Source organism: Hymenobacter ruricola, assembly GCF_015694525.1.
GTDB classification, from domain to species: Bacteria; Bacteroidota; Bacteroidia; order Cytophagales; family Hymenobacteraceae; genus Hymenobacter; species Hymenobacter ruricola.
In genome coordinates, this window is sequence record NZ_JADQDM010000001.1 from 41,961 (window position 1) to 57,900 (window position 15,940).

Consider the following 15,940-nt stretch of genomic DNA (forward strand, 5'->3'; position numbering starts at 1 on the left):
CAATCAAGATGGGCGAATTGAAATGGTATGTGGTGCGCTCCGTGAGCGGCCAGGAAAAGAAAGCCAAAAACTACCTCGAAACGGAGCTCGGCCGGCACAACCTGACCGAGCTCGTGCCACAGGTACTGATTCCAGTGGAAAAGGTGTTCGAGATGCGCAACGGCAAGAAGCGCGTCCGCGAGCGGAACCTCTACCCCGGTTACATCATCATCCATGCTGACCTCGGGCACGGGGAAGTGGACCACATCATCACCAGCACGCCCGGCGTGATTGGTTTCCTCGGCGACAAAGACAAGAAGGACGCCACGAACAACAAACCTGTTCCGCTGCACATCTCGGAAGTGAATCGCATCCTCGGCATCGTGGATGAGGCCGAGCAGCAGGCCGACGCTACCCTCGACAAGCCTTACGTAGTGGGCGAACTCGTGAAAGTGGTGGACGGTCCGTTCAATGGCTTCTCTGGCAACGTGGACGAAGTATTTGAAGAGCGCAAGAAGCTCAATGTAGTCGTAAAGATTTTCGGCCGTTCGCAACCGGTAGAACTCAGCTATACCCAAGTAGAAAAAGAGGTTTAACCTCGTCAATTATACCACGTCAGTTATTTACTCCGAACTGGCGGGGCTTCCAAACAGGAGTTTATACCAACTGAGGCAAGCGCGAGTTACGACGCAGGAGCCACAGCCTAATCAATCAAATGGCCAAAGAAATCAGAGGTTATCTGCGTCTGCAGATAAAGGGAGGCGCCGCGAACCCTTCGCCGCCGGTAGGACCTGCACTTGGTAGCAAAGGCTTGAACATCATGGAGTTTTGCAAGCAGTTCAATGCTCGCACCCAAGATAAAGCCGGCCAAGTTTGTCCTGTACTCATCACCATGTACACCGACAAGTCGTTCGACTTCGTGGTGAAGACGGCACCGGCTCCGGTGTTGCTCATGGAAGCTGCCAAGCTGCAGAGCGGTTCGAAAGAGCCGAACCGTAACAAGGTGGGCTCCGTGACGTGGGACCAAATCCGTACCATCGCCGAGACGAAAATGCCCGACTTGAACGCCTTTAAGGTGGAGTCGGCCATGAAGCAGGTAGCTGGTACGGCCCGTAGCATGGGCATTACCATCAAGGGCGACTCTCCTTTTGCTGAATAATTAAACGGAGAAACGAACAGATGGCACAAGTAAGCAAAAAGCGCAAGGAAGCCCTTGCCAAACACGACCTGACGCAAGTGCGCAGCCTCGTGGAAGCCGCCAAAGTGGTGAAGGACATTACCTACACCAAGTTTGACGCCTCGGTAGATATCGACGTTCGCCTCGGCGTGGACCCCCGCAAAGCGGACCAAATGGTTCGTGGCGTGGCCACCCTGCCCCACGGCACCGGCAAAACCGTTCGTGTACTGGCCCTCGTGACTCCTGACAAGGAGGCCGAAGCCACTGCCGCCGGCGCCGACTTCGTGGGCTTGGACGACTATATCTCGAAAATCGAGAAAGGCTGGACCGACATCGACGTCATCATCACCATGCCGGCCGTAATGGCCAAAGTGGGTCGCCTGGGCCGCGTGCTCGGTCCCCGTGGTCTGATGCCGAACCCGAAGTCGGGCACCGTAACGACCGATGTAGCCAAGGCTGTGCAGGAAGTGAAAGCTGGTAAAATCGACTTCAAAGTTGACAAAACCGGCATCATCCACTGCTCGGTTGGTAAAGTATCGTTCGATGAGAAAATGCTGGCCGAAAACGCGCTGGAAGTAATCCAGACGCTGGGTCGCCTGAAGCCTTCTTCGTCGAAAGGCACCTACATCAAGAGCATCACGCTCTCGAGCACGATGTCGCCCGCCGTTCCGGTGGACAGCCAAGTAAATTCCGCTAACTAATTAAATCAACCAAACATGACCCGGGAAGAAAAACAAGCCCTCGTGGATGAGTTGAGCGGAAAAATGCAATCGCACAACTCGTTCTACATTGTCGATGCTTCGGTAATGTCGGTAGCGAAAATCAACGACTTCCGTCGCCTGGCGTTCAACCGCGGCCTGGAATACAAGGTGTACAAAAACACCTTTATCCGGAAAGCACTAGACACCCTCGGCCACGACACGTCGGAAATGGATGCCGCGCTGAAAGGCCAGTCGGGAGTGCTGTTCTCCACGGAGAGCGGTTCGGCTCCTGCCAAATTGCTGCGCGACTTCTACAAAGCTCAAAACTACGCCCGTGGGGTGGAGCCCAAGCCCGTGCTGAAAGGCGCTTATGTGGATGCCAGCATCTACATCGGCTCGAGCCAGCTCGAGACTTTGACTACCATCAAAGGCAAACAGGAATTGCTCGGTGAACTCATCGGTCTGCTCCAGTCGCCCGCCAAAAACGTTATCTCTGCTCTGTCGAGCGGCGGCAACAAACTGGCTGGTATCCTCAAAACGCTTTCCGAGAAAGAGGCCGCCTAAGCGCCAACTCTCTTTTTCGACTTCAATAACAAATTTTCAACAACACTTTTTTTAACAATCTACAGAAATGGCAGATTTGAAAGCATTCGCTGAGCAGCTCGTAAACCTGACGGTGAAAGAAGTAAACGAATTGGCAGGCATCCTGAAGGACGAGTACGGCATCGAGCCCGCTGCTGCTGCTCCTGTAATGATGCAAGGTGGCGGCGGCGCTGCTGCTGCTGAAGCTCCTGAGGAGAAGACGGCATTCGACGTTATCCTGAAAGCTGCCGGTGGCCAGAAGCTGGCTGTTGTGAAACTGGTGAAAGACCTGACCGGCCTGGGCCTGAAAGAGGCTAAGGAACTGGTTGACGGCGCTCCCAAGCCCGTGAAAGAAGGTGTAGCCAAAGACGAGGCTGAGTCGCTGAAGAAGCAACTCGAAGAAGCCGGTGCTGAAGTAGAGGTTAAGTAATTTCTGCTCCTGAAGCATCTCCGGACCCGCTTCAAATAAGGATTAGACCTGGCAACTTAGCCAGGTCTTTTCCTGTTTGTAGCGTGTCAACCGCGCGAGCTACCCGGTTCGCGCTTTTGCTATGTCAGCTAACCATCTTGTTGCACAGGTGGTTGGGGAGTGCGCTGCACCGCTGACGAGCCGCCACCCCGGCTTCCCACTTTACGCTTCTGTGTCCATCTTATAATCCCCATCGCATTGGCTACACCGAAAGCACAGACGGCCGCCCTCAAGAAAACGGCCGCCGAGCGAATCAATTTCGCCAAGATTAAGAAGGTTATCGAGTACCCGGACTTCCTGGACGTGCAAGTGCGCTCGTTCCAGGAATTCTTTCAGTTGGAAACCGCTGCTGAGCGTCGTTCTAACGAAGGATTGTTCAAAGTGTTTGCCGAGAACTTTCCGATTTCGGACTCGCGCGAAAATTTTGTACTCAACTTTATTGATTACCACGTTGACCCGCCGAAGTATTCGGTGGACGAGTGCATCGACCGCGGCCTGACCTACTCGGTTCCGCTGAAGGCCAAGCTGCGTTTGATTTGCAACGACAAGGACAACGAAGACTTTGAGACGATTGAGCAGGAGGTGTTCCTCGGGAATATCCCTTACATGACCGTAAAGGGCTCGTTTGTTATCAACGGCGCCGAGCGCGTTATTGTATCGCAGCTGCACCGCTCGCCGGGCGTGTTCTTCGCTCAGAGCAAGCACACGAACGGCACCAAGCTGTATTCGGCCCGTATTATTCCGTTCAAAGGTTCGTGGATTGAATTCGCCACGGACGTGAATAACGTGATGTACGCATACATCGACCGGAAGAAGAAGTTCCCGGTGACGACGCTGCTTCGCGCCATCGGCTATGGCACTGATAAAGACATTCTCGACTTGTTCGGACTGTCGGAAGAGGTGAAGGCCGACAAGAAAAATCTTAAAAAGGCCGTTGGTCGCAAGCTGGCTGCTCGGGTGCTGCGCACTTGGACAGAAGACTTCGTGGACGAAGACACCGGCGAAGTGGTGTCCATCGACCGCAATGAAGTGTTGCTGGAGCGCGATGCCACGATTGAGGACGCTGACATTGACGTGATTCTGGAGGCCGGCGCCAAGTCGGTAATCCTGCACCGTGAGAACGTGAACATTGCAGACTTCGCAATTATCTACAACACACTGCAGAAGGACAACTCCAACTCGGAGAAGGAAGCTGTTGAGCAGATTTATCGCCAACTCCGTAACACGGAGGCGCCAGACGAAGAAACCGCTCGCGACATCATCCAGAAGCTGTTTTTCTCGGACAAGCGCTACGACCTCGGCGAGGTGGGCCGCTACCGGATTAACAAGAAGCTGCAGATTGGCATGGACCAGGAGTCGCGGGTATTGACCAACCAGGACATTGTTCTGATTGTGAAGTACCTGATTGGCTTGAGCAACTCGAAGGCCATTGTCGATGACATTGACCACTTGAGCAACCGTCGTGTACGCACCGTGGGCGAGCAACTATACGCCCAGTTTGGCGTGGGCTTGGCCCGTATGGCGCGTACCATCAAGGAGCGCATGAACGTGCGCGACAACGAAGACTTCAAGCCGGTTGACCTGATTAATGCCCGTACTCTGTCAAGCGTTATCAACTCGTTCTTCGGTACGAACCAGCTGTCGCAGTTCATGGACCAGACGAACCCGCTGGCTGAGGTGACACACAAGCGTCGCGTATCGGCGCTCGGGCCGGGAGGTCTGTCGCGTGAGCGCGCTGGTTTCGAAGTACGTGACGTTCACTACACTCACTACGGCCGTCTTTGCACCATTGAAACGCCGGAAGGCCCGAACATCGGTCTGATTTCGTCGCTGTGCGTGCACGCTCGCGTGAACTCGATGGGCTTCATTGAGACGCCTTACCGTGACGTGAAGTCGGGCAAGGTGGACATGAGCGAGAACGTGAAGTTCCTGACCGCTGAGGAAGAGGACACACACCACATCGCCCAGGCCAACTCGCTGCTGGACGACAACGGCAAGCTGACCCAGGAACTGGTGAAAGGCCGTTTTGAAGGTGACTTCCCCGTGGTTAGCCCGGATGAGTACACATACATGGACGTAGCCCCGAACCAGATTGTATCGGTAGCTGCATCGCTGATTCCGTTCCTGGAGCATGATGACGCCAACCGTGCGCTCATGGGCTCGAACATGCAACGCCAGGCTGTGCCGCTGCTCCGCCCCGAGGCTCCGATTGTGGGCACGGGTCTGGAAGGCCGCATTGCTACCGACTCGCGCACGCTGATTATGGCCGAGGGTGACGGTGTGATTGACTACGTGGACGCTAACAAGATTGTCGTGAAGTACGACCTCTCCGAGGACGACATCATGGTGAGCTTCGACGCGGAGCGTATTACGTACGACCTCATCAAGTTCCGTCGCACCAACCAGGACACTTGCCTCAACCTGACGCCGCTCGTGAAGCGCGGTGAGCGGGTGACCAAAGGCCAGCCCTTGTGCGAAGGCTACGGCACCAACCAGGGTGAACTCGCTTTGGGCCGCAACATGCAGGTGGCGTTCATGCCGTGGCAAGGCTACAACTTCGAGGATGCCATCGTCATCTCGGAGCGTGTGGTGCGCGACGACATCTTTACCTCGATTCACATCGAAGAGTTTGAGCTGGAAGTGCGCGAGACCAAGCGTGGCGAAGAAGAGTTGACCTCGGAAATTCCGAACGTGAGCGAAGAAGCTGTGCGCAACCTCGACGACAACGGTATCATTCGCCTCGGCGCTGAAGTGAAGGAAGGCGACATCCTGATTGGTAAAATCACGCCGAAAGGCGAGACGGACCCGACTCCGGAAGAGAAGCTGCTCCGCGCCATCTTCGGCGACAAGGCCGGCGATGTGAAGGATGCTTCGCTTAAGGCGCCGCCCTCCTTGAACGGTGTGGTGATTGGCACCAAACTATTCTCGCGGCCGAAGAAAGACAAGAACCTCCGGGCTAAGTCGAAGAAGGAAGTCGAAGACCTCAAGTCGACCTACTCGCAGGAGCTGCGCGGCGTAAAAGCCGTTATGATTGACAAGCTGGTGCAATTGCTGGAAGGCAAAACGTCGCAGGGCATCAAGCACCGCTTCGGCGAGGAGATGATTGCCAAGGGCGTGAAGTTCAACCGCAAGAACATCACCGAGGGCATGTTCCCGGAGAAGAACCCTTACAAGGACGAGAGCAACTACGCTGTTCCGGAAGAAGTGAACCTGTTCAAGGACCTGATTCTGGAAGGTTGGACGGCTGATGCCCGCGTGAATGGCTTGGTGCTGGAACTGGTGCGTAACTACGCCAAGCGCCGCAACACCATCACCGCGAAATTCAAGCGTCAACGCTTTACCCTAGAAGTGGGCGACGAACTGCCTGCTGGCATCGTGCAGTTGGCCAAAGTATACATTGCCAAGAAGCGCAAGCTGAAGGTGGGTGATAAAATGGCCGGCCGCCACGGTAACAAGGGTGTGGTAGCCCGCATCGTGCGCGATGAGGACATGCCTTTCCTGCCCGACGGCACGCCGATGGACATTGTGCTGAACCCGCTGGGTGTACCAAGCCGCATGAACATCGGTCAGATTTACGAGACGGTACTTGGCTGGGCTGGGCTGAAAATGGGTCGTACTTATTCGACTCCGATTTTCGACGGCGCTACTGAGGACGAAGTAGCTCGCGAGCTGACCGAGGCTGGCTTGCCCGACTGGGGCCGTGCTTACCTGCACGATGGTCTGACGGGCGACCGTTTCGACCAGCCGGTGACCGTGGGCGTGATTTACATGCTCAAGCTGGGTCACTTGGTGGACGACAAGATGCACGCTCGTTCCATCGGACCGTACTCGCTCATCACGCAGCAGCCGCTGGGTGGCAAGGCGCAGTTCGGTGGCCAGCGCTTCGGCGAGATGGAAGTGTGGGCATTGGAAGCTTTCGGTGCTTCCAACGTCCTCCAGGAAATCCTGACCGTGAAATCGGATGACGTGGTGGGCCGCGCCAAGGCGTACGAAGCCATTGTAAAAGGTGACGTTCTGCCCAAGCCGAATATCCCCGAGTCGTTCAACGTGTTGCTCCACGAACTCCGTGGTCTGGCACTCGAAATCACGATGGAATAACTAGTTGTTAGTTGCTTGTTGTCAGTTGTCAGGTTCTTTATTGAAACCAACAACTGACAACAAGCAACTAACAACTAAACTGTCCGGCAGACAATAAGAGTAGCTGATTGAGCCACTCTGGTAAAAGAAGGTGAGAAAACGCTTCGGTGAAAGAGGAGCGGGGGCTGTTCCGAGATATGGTCAGTGCAGCAGCAAACCCCCAGTGAATCTTAATCGAAGGCCTTTTCATCATTCCGCCTTGTCAGCAGTTTTAATTTTTCGACCTTTTCAGAGTGCCTTTGCCCGACATACCTATCTGTTAAGCAAAGGCACTTTTTGAAGCGTCAACCTGTTTTGATTCTCTTGCGCCCTTCTGGCGAACGGCGAAGAATCAGGCAGCTCAAAGCCAACAGCTACTAGCTCAACCCCAATCAAATGGCTTTCGCAAAAAACAAGAAAGTAGTTCAGGACTTCTCCAAAGTCACCATCTCGCTGGCCTCGCCCGAAGCAATTCTGGAGCGCAGCACCGGCGAAGTGGTGAAGCCTGAAACCATTAACTACCGCACCTACAAGCCCGAAATGGGTGGCTTGTTCTGCGAGCGGATTTTCGGTCCGGTAAAGGACTGGGAATGCCACTGCGGTAAGTACAAGCGCATCCGCTACAAGGGCATCATCTGCGACCGTTGCGGCGTGGAGGTGACCGAGAAGAAGGTGCGTCGCGAGCGCATGGGCCACATCGAACTGGTGGTGCCTGTTGCGCACATCTGGTACTTCAAATCGCTCCCCAACAAAATCGGCTACCTGCTGGGCCTGCCCACCAAGAAGCTCGACCAGATTATCTATTACGAGCGGTACGTCGTGGTTCAGCCCGGTTCGCTGGCTGAAGAAGGCGTGCAAGTGCTCGACTTCCTCACGGAAGATGAATACTTGGACATCATCGATAAACTCCCCCGGGAGAACCAGATGCTGCCCAACGAGGACCCCAACAAGTTCATCGCCCGCATGGGTGCCGATGCCCTGCACATGCTGCTGGAGCGCATCAACCTGGACGAGTTGAGCTACTCGCTGCGCGACTCCGCAGCCCACGAAACCTCGCAGCAGCGTAAGGCTGAGGCGTTGAAGCGTCTGCGCGTGGTGGAAGCTTTCCGTGACGCCGCCACCCGCATCGAGAACAAGCCCGAGTGGATGGTAATCCGCATGGTGCCGGTGATTCCGCCGGAACTGCGCCCCCTCGTGCCGTTGGACGGTGGCCGTTTCGCCACGTCCGACTTGAACGACCTGTACCGTCGCGTTATCATCCGCAACAACCGCCTCAAGCGCCTGATTGAAATCAAAGCGCCCGAGGTGATTCTGCGGAACGAGAAGCGCATGCTACAGGAAGCTGTTGACTCGCTCTTCGATAACTCGCGTAAGGTGAACGCCGTGCGCGCCGAAGGCAACCGCGCCCTGAAGTCGCTGTCCGATATGCTGAAAGGCAAGCAGGGCCGCTTCCGTCAGAACCTGCTCGGTAAGCGTGTCGACTACTCGGGTCGTTCGGTAATCGTCGTGGGTCCGGAGCTGAAGCTGCACGAGTGCGGTCTGCCTAAGAATATGGCGGCCGAGCTGTTCAAGCCGTTCATCATCCGCAAGCTCATCGAGCGCGGCATTGTGAAGACGGTGAAGTCGGCTAAGAAGATTGTGGACCGCAAGGACGCCGTGGTGTGGGACATCCTGGAAAATGTGCTGAAAGGCCACCCGGTGCTCCTCAACCGTGCTCCTACGCTGCACCGCTTGGGCATCCAGGCGTTCCAGCCGCGTCTCATCGAGGGCAAGGCTATCCAGCTGCACCCCCTCGTTTGTACGGCTTTTAACGCTGACTTTGACGGTGACCAGATGGCTGTGCACGTGCCCCTCGGCCCGGCCGCTATCCTGGAAGCCTCCATGCTCATGCTGGCGTCGCACAACATCCTGAACCCCGCCAACGGCGCGCCCATCGCGGTACCGTCGCAGGACATGGTTCTGGGTCTGTACTACGTGACCAAAGGCAAGCGCAGCACCGAAAACGAGACGATTCAGGGCGAAGGCCGTGTGTTCTACTCGGATGAAGAAGTGGTAATTGCCATCAATGAAGGCCAGCTCTCGAAGCACGCATACATTAAGGTGCGTACGCAGGTTCGCGACGAAAACGATGACCTCGTAACCAAAGTGGTGGAAACCGTGGCTGGCCGCGTGCTCTTCAACCAGCTGGTGCCGGAGGAAGTAGGTTTCGTGGACGAGCTGCTGACCAAGAAGAAGCTCCAGCAAATCATTTCGCTGGTGTTCAAGCGCACGGGCATGGCCCGCACCGCACAGTTCCTCGATGACATCAAAACCCTCGGTTTCCAGTCGGCCTACAAAGGCGGTCTGAGCATGGGTCTCGGCGACATCAATATCCCGAAAGAGAAGGATGAGCTGGTGAAGCAGGCACAAGCCGACGTGGCGGCCGTAACCCAGAACTACCAGATGGGTCTGATTACGGACAACGAGCGTTACAATCAGGTTATCGACATCTGGACGCGCATCAACAACCAAATTACGGAAACGTTGATGGGCCGTCTGGAGAAGGAAAACCAGGGCTTCAACTCCATCTACATGATGATGCACTCGGGAGCCCGTGGCTCGCGCGAGCAGATTCGTCAGCTGGGCGGTATGCGTGGTCTGATGGCCAAGCCCCAGAAGTCGCTGCAAGGCTCGATTGGCGAGATTATCGAAAACCCGATTCTGTCGAACTTCAAAGAAGGCCTCGACGTAATCGAGTACTTCATCTCGACGCACGGTGCCCGTAAAGGTCTGGCTGACACGGCTCTAAAGACGGCTGACGCCGGCTACCTGACCCGTCGTCTGGTGGACGTTTCGCAGGACGTGATTGTGAACGAGCAAGACTGCGGTACCCTACGCGGCATCGAGACCTTCGCGTTGAAAGACAACGAGGACATCGTGGAGCCGCTGTCGGAGCGTATCCTCGGCCGCGTGACGGTGCACGACATCGTGGACCCGAACACCAACGAGGTGCTCCTGGCTTCCGGCTCGGAAATCAAGGAAGACACCACGCGTCGCATCGACATCGCGGGCATTGAGTCGGTGGAAATCCGTTCGGTGCTGACCTGCGAAAGCAAGCGCGGCATCTGCGCCAAGTGCTACGGCCGCAACCTGGCTTCGGGCCGCATGGTGCAGCGTGGCGAGGCCGTGGGTGTTATCGCCGCTCAGTCGATTGGTGAGCCCGGCACGCAGCTGACCCTGCGTACCTTCCACGTAGGTGGTACGGCTTCCAACATCGCCGTTGAGTCGAGCATCAAAGCCAAATTCGCGGGTGTGGTTGAATTCGAAGACGTTCGTACCGTGGCCACTACCACGCCGGAAGGCGTGAAGGGTGCTGTGGTAATGGGCCGCTCGGGTGAAATCCGTATCGTGGAGAAAGGCACGGGCCGCGTCTTCACTTCCAACCACGTTCCCTACGGCTCGTTCATGCTCGTAACGGAAGGCCAACAAGTGGAAAAAGGCACGGAGCTGAATACCTGGGACCCCTACAACGCCGTTATTCTGGCCGAGTTTGATGGTACCGTGCAGTTCGACGCCATCACCGAAGGCATCACCTACCGCGAAGAGTCGGACGAACAGACTGGTCACCGCGAGAAGGTGATTATCGAATCGAAGGCCAAGGACCAGAACCCGTCCATCATTGTGCGTCCCGGCAAAAAAGGCGATGTGGAAGGCCAGAAGGCCTACAGCATCCCGGTGGGCTCGCACTTGAACGTGGAGAACAACGACAAAATCACGGCCGGTCACATCCTGGCCAAGATTCCGCGCTCCGTGGGCAAGACCCGCGACATCACCGGTGGTCTGCCGCGTGTTACCGAACTCTTCGAGGCTCGTAACCCGTCTAACCCCGCCGTGGTCTCGGAAATCGATGGTGTGGTAACCTACGGCACCGTGAAGCGTGGCAACCGTGAAATCTTCGTGGAGTCGAAAGACGGCGTGAAGAAAAAATACATGGTGCCGCTGTCGAAGCACATTCTGGTGCAGGACAACGACTTCATTCGCGCCGGCATGCCGCTGTCGGATGGTGCCATCACGCCTTCGGACATCCTGAGCATTCAGGGCCCCGGCGCCGTGCAGGAGTACCTCGTGAACGAGATTCAGGAAGTGTACCGCTTGCAGGGTGTGAAAATCAACGACAAGCACATCGAGGTGGTAGTCCGCCAGATGATGCAGAAAGTCGTGATTCTGGATGCCGGTGACACGTCGTTCCTCGAAAACCAGGTGATTGACAAAATCATATTCATGGCTGAGAACGACATGATTATCGACATGAAGGTGGTGACCGAAGCCGGTGATTCGACCAACCTGAAGCCCGGTCAGATTGTGACGGCCCGTCGCCTCCGCGACGAGAACAGCAGCCTGAAGCGCCGTGACCTTGCCCTCGTCCAGGTGCGCGATGCCCAGCCCGCCGTGTCGCGCCCCACGCTGCAAGGCATCACGCAGGCGTCGTTGGGTACGGCCTCGTTCATCTCGGCCGCATCCTTCCAGGAGACGACCAAGGTGCTGAGCGAAGCCGCCATCCGCGGCAAGGCCGACCAACTGTTGGGCTTGAAAGAGAACGTAATCGTCGGTCACCTCATCCCGGCCGGTACTGGCTTGCGCGAGTACACGCGTCAGGTAGTAGGCTCGAAAGAGGAAATGGAGGCTGCCCAAGCCGCCCAGGCCGCCGAAGCTGCCGTTCCCGCCAAGCGTCCCAGCCGTGCTGGCAAGCGCGAAGTGTCGGCTGAGTAATCCGCCGTAGGTTTGTAATGGAAAAGCCGACTGGGGTGACCCGGTCGGCTTTTTCTGTTTAAGATTAATTACAGCATGAGACAATGCCGAAGTATACAATCGTAATTGGAAGTCCTATTGACTACGAAGAGCTAGTAGCATATGTATATGTTGAAAACGCTGAAGCTACTGCGTCCGCTAAAAAATGGGCAGAAGAAAATGGGATTGACCAATTCGACCATATCGAAGTCAAGTCAAATGGACAACTAGTGGCTATTGTTAGCAAAGAGGAAGGGCCAGATAAAGTCATGGTTGAGTTATTTGGCTTGCTGAATGATAAGAAGACCAATAAAGTTGTCGACTTTGACCTATTAATTGAAGCACTTCACAAAGCAAAAACTTCTCTTTTAGAATAGATTACCGGTAAACAGCCAAGTAAAGCATATGCAACCAACCGACCAAAACCCAGACCCCAACGCCATCAACATCGAGCTTTCCGAAGCCATGGCCGAGGGCGAATACGCCAACCTCGCCATGATTGCGCATAGCAACAGCGAGTTTGTGATTGACTTCATCCGCATGATGCCCGGCCTGCCCAAGGCCAAGGTGAAGGCGCGCATCGTCGTCACGCCCGAGCACGCCAAGCGCCTCCTGCAAGCCCTCACCGAGAACATCGAGCGGTTTGAAGCCGCTTTCGGCACCATCAAGATGCAGAGCGAAGCCCCCAGCTACCCGATGAACTTCGGCGGCGCGGTAGGGGAGGCGTAAGCTGAACCAGAAGCTCTAGCTGTGAAAGCGCCTCCATTTTCCAGTGGAGGCGCTTTTAATTTTGGCGCAAACTCAATGACCATAAAATTAACATCCTCACTCTGTTTGCTATTGCGCCGGAATACTCTTACCTTTGCAAGCCAAATTTTAGGGGCAAACGGCTCCAAACCAACCATTCTCTAAATGCCAACCATTAACCAACTCGTACGGAAAGGCCGTGAGGCTTTGACTACCAAGTCGAAGTCGCCCGCTCTTGATTCGTGCCCGCAGCGTCGGGGCGTGTGCACCCGTGTGTACACCACCACGCCTAAGAAGCCGAACTCGGCTATGCGCAAAGTGGCCCGTGTGCGCCTTACTAACGGTAAGGAAGTAAACGCATACATCCCCGGTGAAGGCCACAACCTCCAGGAACACAGCATCGTGCTGATTCGTGGTGGCCGGGTTAAAGACTTGCCAGGCGTTCGCTACCACATCATCCGTGGCGCCCTAGACACCGCCGGTGTAAACGGCCGCACGCAGCGCCGCTCGAAGTACGGCGCCAAGCGTCCGAAGCCCGGTCAGCCCGCAGCAACGGGTAAAGGTGGCAAACCAGCACCCGGCAAAAAGAAGTAATTAGATAGTGCCTGGTGCTTGGTGCTTGGTGCTTGGGTCGTTGATACGAACTCAAGATGCCAAGCACCAAGCACCGAGCACCAAGCACTACATATAATCATGAGAAAGTCAAAACCGAAAAAGCGCGTTCTGCTGCCGGACCCTAAATACAAGGAGACGCTGGTAACCCGCTTCGTGAACTACATGATGTACGACGGCAAGAAAAACCTGGCGTACACCATCTTCTATGACGCCTGCGACCTCGTGGAGCAGCGCACCAAGGAGAGCGGCCTCGAAATGTGGCGCAAAGCATTGAACAACGTGATGCCCACCGTGGAAGTGAAAAGCCGCCGCGTAGGTGGTGCTACCTTCCAGGTTCCGATTGAAGTGCGCGCTGACCGCCGCATTTCGGTGGGTGCCAAGTGGATGATTCAGTACGCCCGTCGTCGTGGTGAGAAGACCATGAAGGACAAGCTGGCCGGCGAAATCATCGCTGCCGCCAAAGGCGAAGGTGCTGCCGTTAAGAAAAAAGACGACACCCACCGCATGGCCGAGGCCAACAAGGCCTTCTCGCACTTCCGTTTCTAACCAAGTGCGAATAAGCGAATGAGTGAATGAGTGATTTACCCCTAACGGAACCTAATCACTGATTCACTCATTCGCTTATTCACTAACTCACTCATTGTAACAATGGCCGTTAATAAAGACCTTTATTACCTCCGCAACATCGGGATTATGGCGCACATCGACGCCGGTAAGACCACGACGTCGGAGCGTATTCTGTACTACACGGGTAAAACCCACAAAATCGGGGAAGTGCACGATGGTGCGGCCACGATGGACTGGATGGAGCAGGAGCAGGAGCGTGGCATCACGATTACTTCGGCTGCTACCACCACCTTCTGGAACTACCCGACCGACATCAAGGGCGACCCGACGTCGGAAACCAAGCAGTACAAAATCAACCTGATTGACACCCCCGGCCACGTTGACTTCACGGTAGAAGTAGAACGTTCGCTGCGCGTGCTCGACGGTGCTGTGGCTTTGTTCTGCGCCGTTTCGGGCGTGGAGCCGCAGTCGGAAACCGTATGGCGTCAGGCTGATAAGTACAAAGTGCCCCGCATTTGTTTCGTCAACAAGATGGACCGTGCCGGTGCAGACTTCTTCAAAGCTGTAAACGAAATCAAGGAGAAACTGGGCGCTAACCCCATTCCCCTGCAGATTCCGATTGGAGCTGAGGAAACCTTTAAAGGCGTAGTTGACCTGCTGACTGGCAAAGCCATCGTGTGGGACGATAAAACCGAAGGCAAGTCATACGACGAAATCCCCGTTCCCGAGGACCTCGTTGACACGGTGCGCGAGTGGCGCGAGAAGCTCGTGGAAAGCGTTGCTGAATACGACGACACGTTGATGGAGAAATTCTTCGACAACCCCGACTCGATTACCCGCGAAGAAATGATGGTTGTTATCCGCCAGGCGGTTATCGACATGAAGTTCTCGCCCGTACTCTGCGGTTCGGCTTTCAAAAACAAGGGTGTACAAACGATGCTGGATGCTGTTATGGCGTACCTGCCGTCGCCGCTCGACATGCCCGCCATCATCGGTACCAACCCCGAAAGCGGCGACGAAATCGAGCGTCACCCCGATAACTCGGAGCCCTTCACCGCCCTGGCGTTCAAAATTGCTACCGACCCGTTCGTAGGCCGTTTGTGCTTCTTCCGCTGCTACAGCGGCGTGCTGGACTCGGGCTCGTACGTGCTCAACAACCGCACTGGTAAAAAGGAGCGTATTTCGCGCCTCATGCAGATGCACTCCAACAAGCAGAACCCCATCGACAAGATTCAGGCCGGTGACATTGCTGCAGGCGTTGGTTTCAAAGACATCAAAACCGGCGACACGCTGACCGATGAGAAGAACCCGATGGTTCTGGAATCGATGAGCTTCCCCGAGCCGGTAATTGGTTACGCCATCGAGCCGAAAACGCAAGCTGACGTCGACAAAATGGGCATGGCCATCGCCAAGCTCATCGAGGAAGACCCCACGCTGCGCGTGAACACGGACGAGGAAACCGGCCAGACCATCCTCCGCGGCATGGGCGAGCTTCACCTTGAAATCATCATCGACCGTATGCGTCGTGAATTTAAAGTGGAAATCAACCAGGGTGCCCCGCAGGTGGCCTACAAGGAGATTCTCACCAAGGTGGTTGACCACCGCGAGACGTATAAGAAGCAGACTGGTGGCCGCGGTAAATTCGGCGACATCGTGTTTGAGCTGGGCCCGAAAGAAACCGAGCCGGAGAAACCCGGTCTGGAGTTCGACAACGCCATCGTAGGCGGTGTTATCCCGCGCGAATTCATCCAGCCCATCCAGAAAGGTTTCGAAGAAGCCATGAAGCGTGGCCCGCTGGCCGGCTTCCCGCTCGAAGCCATGAAGGTGCGTCTGTACCACGGTTCGTTCCACGACGTTGACTCGGACGCCCTGTCGTTCGAACTCGCCGCCCGTGACGGTTTCCGTGAAGCTGCCAAGAAGGCCGGCCCGAAATTGCTGGAGCCCATCATGGCCGTTGAAGTGGTTTGCCCCGACGAGTACACGGGTCCCGTAACCGGTGACTTGAACCGTCGTCGTGGTCTGATGAAAGGCATGGACACCAAGGCTGGTGCTCAGGTTATCAAGGCCGATGTTCCGCTGTCGGAACTGTTCGGCTACGTAACTGCGCTCCGTACGATTTCGTCGGGCCGTGCCTCGGCTTCGCTCACGTTCTCGCACTACGAGCAGGTGCCCACCAACCTGGCTGACGCCATCGTTGCCAAAACCAAAGGAGGTAAATAA

12 protein-coding genes are annotated in these 15,940 nt (G+C 55.8%); all 12 read left to right on the forward strand.

Going from position 1 to position 15,940, the window contains the following annotated elements:
* Positions 1-8 precede the first annotated feature (8 nt).
* The 12 genes from nusG (at position 9) to fusA (ending at position 15,940) form a co-directional block, all read left to right on the forward strand.
* Positions 9-575, forward strand: a complete 567-nt coding sequence (gene nusG, locus I2H31_RS00205; protein WP_196290995.1) for a transcription termination/antitermination protein NusG — start codon at positions 9-11, stop codon at positions 573-575.
* A gap of 119 nt (positions 576-694) precedes the next feature.
* Positions 695-1,138, forward strand: a complete 444-nt coding sequence (gene rplK, locus I2H31_RS00210; RefSeq protein WP_190925651.1) for a 50S ribosomal protein L11 — start codon at positions 695-697, stop codon at positions 1,136-1,138.
* Positions 1,139-1,158: 20 nt separating this feature from the next.
* A complete protein-coding gene (rplA, locus tag I2H31_RS00215; RefSeq protein WP_196290996.1) occupies positions 1,159-1,857 on the forward strand; it encodes a 50S ribosomal protein L1 in 699 nt (232 codons plus the stop codon).
* A 15-nt stretch (positions 1,858-1,872) separates the two neighbouring features.
* Positions 1,873-2,421, forward strand: a complete 549-nt coding sequence (gene rplJ, locus I2H31_RS00220) for a 50S ribosomal protein L10 (protein WP_196290997.1) — start codon at positions 1,873-1,875, stop codon at positions 2,419-2,421.
* A gap of 67 nt (positions 2,422-2,488) precedes the next feature.
* Positions 2,489-2,869 carry a 50S ribosomal protein L7/L12 gene (gene rplL, locus I2H31_RS00225; protein ID WP_196290998.1) on the forward strand — a complete coding sequence of 127 codons (381 nt, stop codon included), beginning with the start codon at positions 2,489-2,491 and terminating at the stop codon, positions 2,867-2,869.
* Positions 2,870-3,160: 291 nt separating this feature from the next.
* Positions 3,161-7,006 carry a DNA-directed RNA polymerase subunit beta gene (rpoB, locus tag I2H31_RS00230; RefSeq protein ID WP_394368951.1) on the forward strand — a complete coding sequence of 1,282 codons (3,846 nt, stop codon included), beginning with the start codon at positions 3,161-3,163 and terminating at the stop codon, positions 7,004-7,006.
* A gap of 414 nt (positions 7,007-7,420) precedes the next feature.
* Positions 7,421-11,773 (forward strand): DNA-directed RNA polymerase subunit beta', encoded by a 4,353-nt coding sequence (gene rpoC / locus I2H31_RS00235; RefSeq protein ID WP_196291000.1) that lies wholly within the window; start codon positions 7,421-7,423, stop codon positions 11,771-11,773.
* A gap of 83 nt (positions 11,774-11,856) precedes the next feature.
* Complete coding sequence (locus I2H31_RS00240; RefSeq protein WP_196291001.1) at positions 11,857-12,168, forward strand: hypothetical protein; 312 nt, start codon at positions 11,857-11,859, stop codon at positions 12,166-12,168.
* A gap of 28 nt (positions 12,169-12,196) precedes the next feature.
* Entirely contained in the window at positions 12,197-12,520 is a 324-nt protein-coding gene (locus I2H31_RS00245; protein WP_046245258.1) for a DUF3467 domain-containing protein, read from the forward strand.
* Positions 12,521-12,703: 183 nt separating this feature from the next.
* Positions 12,704-13,132 (forward strand): 30S ribosomal protein S12, encoded by a 429-nt coding sequence (rpsL, locus tag I2H31_RS00250; protein WP_190925666.1) that lies wholly within the window; start codon positions 12,704-12,706, stop codon positions 13,130-13,132.
* Positions 13,133-13,231: 99 nt separating this feature from the next.
* Positions 13,232-13,699 (forward strand): 30S ribosomal protein S7, encoded by a 468-nt coding sequence (rpsG, locus tag I2H31_RS00255; protein WP_196291002.1) that lies wholly within the window; start codon positions 13,232-13,234, stop codon positions 13,697-13,699.
* Between the two features lie 102 nt (positions 13,700-13,801).
* Entirely contained in the window at positions 13,802-15,940 is a 2,139-nt protein-coding gene (gene fusA / locus I2H31_RS00260) for an elongation factor G (protein ID WP_196291003.1), read from the forward strand.

Coding starts and splice junctions, on each gene's coding strand:
- nusG (WP_196290995.1), top strand. CDS start 9: ATGGGCGAATTGAAATGGTATGTGGTGCGCTCCGTGAGCGGCCAGGAA.
- rplK (WP_190925651.1), top strand. CDS start 695: ATGGCCAAAGAAATCAGAGGTTATCTGCGTCTGCAGATAAAGGGAGGC.
- rplA (WP_196290996.1), top strand. CDS start 1,159: ATGGCACAAGTAAGCAAAAAGCGCAAGGAAGCCCTTGCCAAACACGAC.
- rplJ (WP_196290997.1), top strand. CDS start 1,873: ATGACCCGGGAAGAAAAACAAGCCCTCGTGGATGAGTTGAGCGGAAAA.
- rplL (WP_196290998.1), top strand. CDS start 2,489: ATGGCAGATTTGAAAGCATTCGCTGAGCAGCTCGTAAACCTGACGGTG.
- rpoC (WP_196291000.1), top strand. CDS start 7,421: ATGGCTTTCGCAAAAAACAAGAAAGTAGTTCAGGACTTCTCCAAAGTC.
- I2H31_RS00240 (WP_196291001.1), top strand. CDS start 11,857: ATGCCGAAGTATACAATCGTAATTGGAAGTCCTATTGACTACGAAGAG.
- I2H31_RS00245 (WP_046245258.1), top strand. CDS start 12,197: ATGCAACCAACCGACCAAAACCCAGACCCCAACGCCATCAACATCGAG.
- rpsL (WP_190925666.1), top strand. CDS start 12,704: ATGCCAACCATTAACCAACTCGTACGGAAAGGCCGTGAGGCTTTGACT.
- rpsG (WP_196291002.1), top strand. CDS start 13,232: ATGAGAAAGTCAAAACCGAAAAAGCGCGTTCTGCTGCCGGACCCTAAA.
- fusA (WP_196291003.1), top strand. CDS start 13,802: ATGGCCGTTAATAAAGACCTTTATTACCTCCGCAACATCGGGATTATG.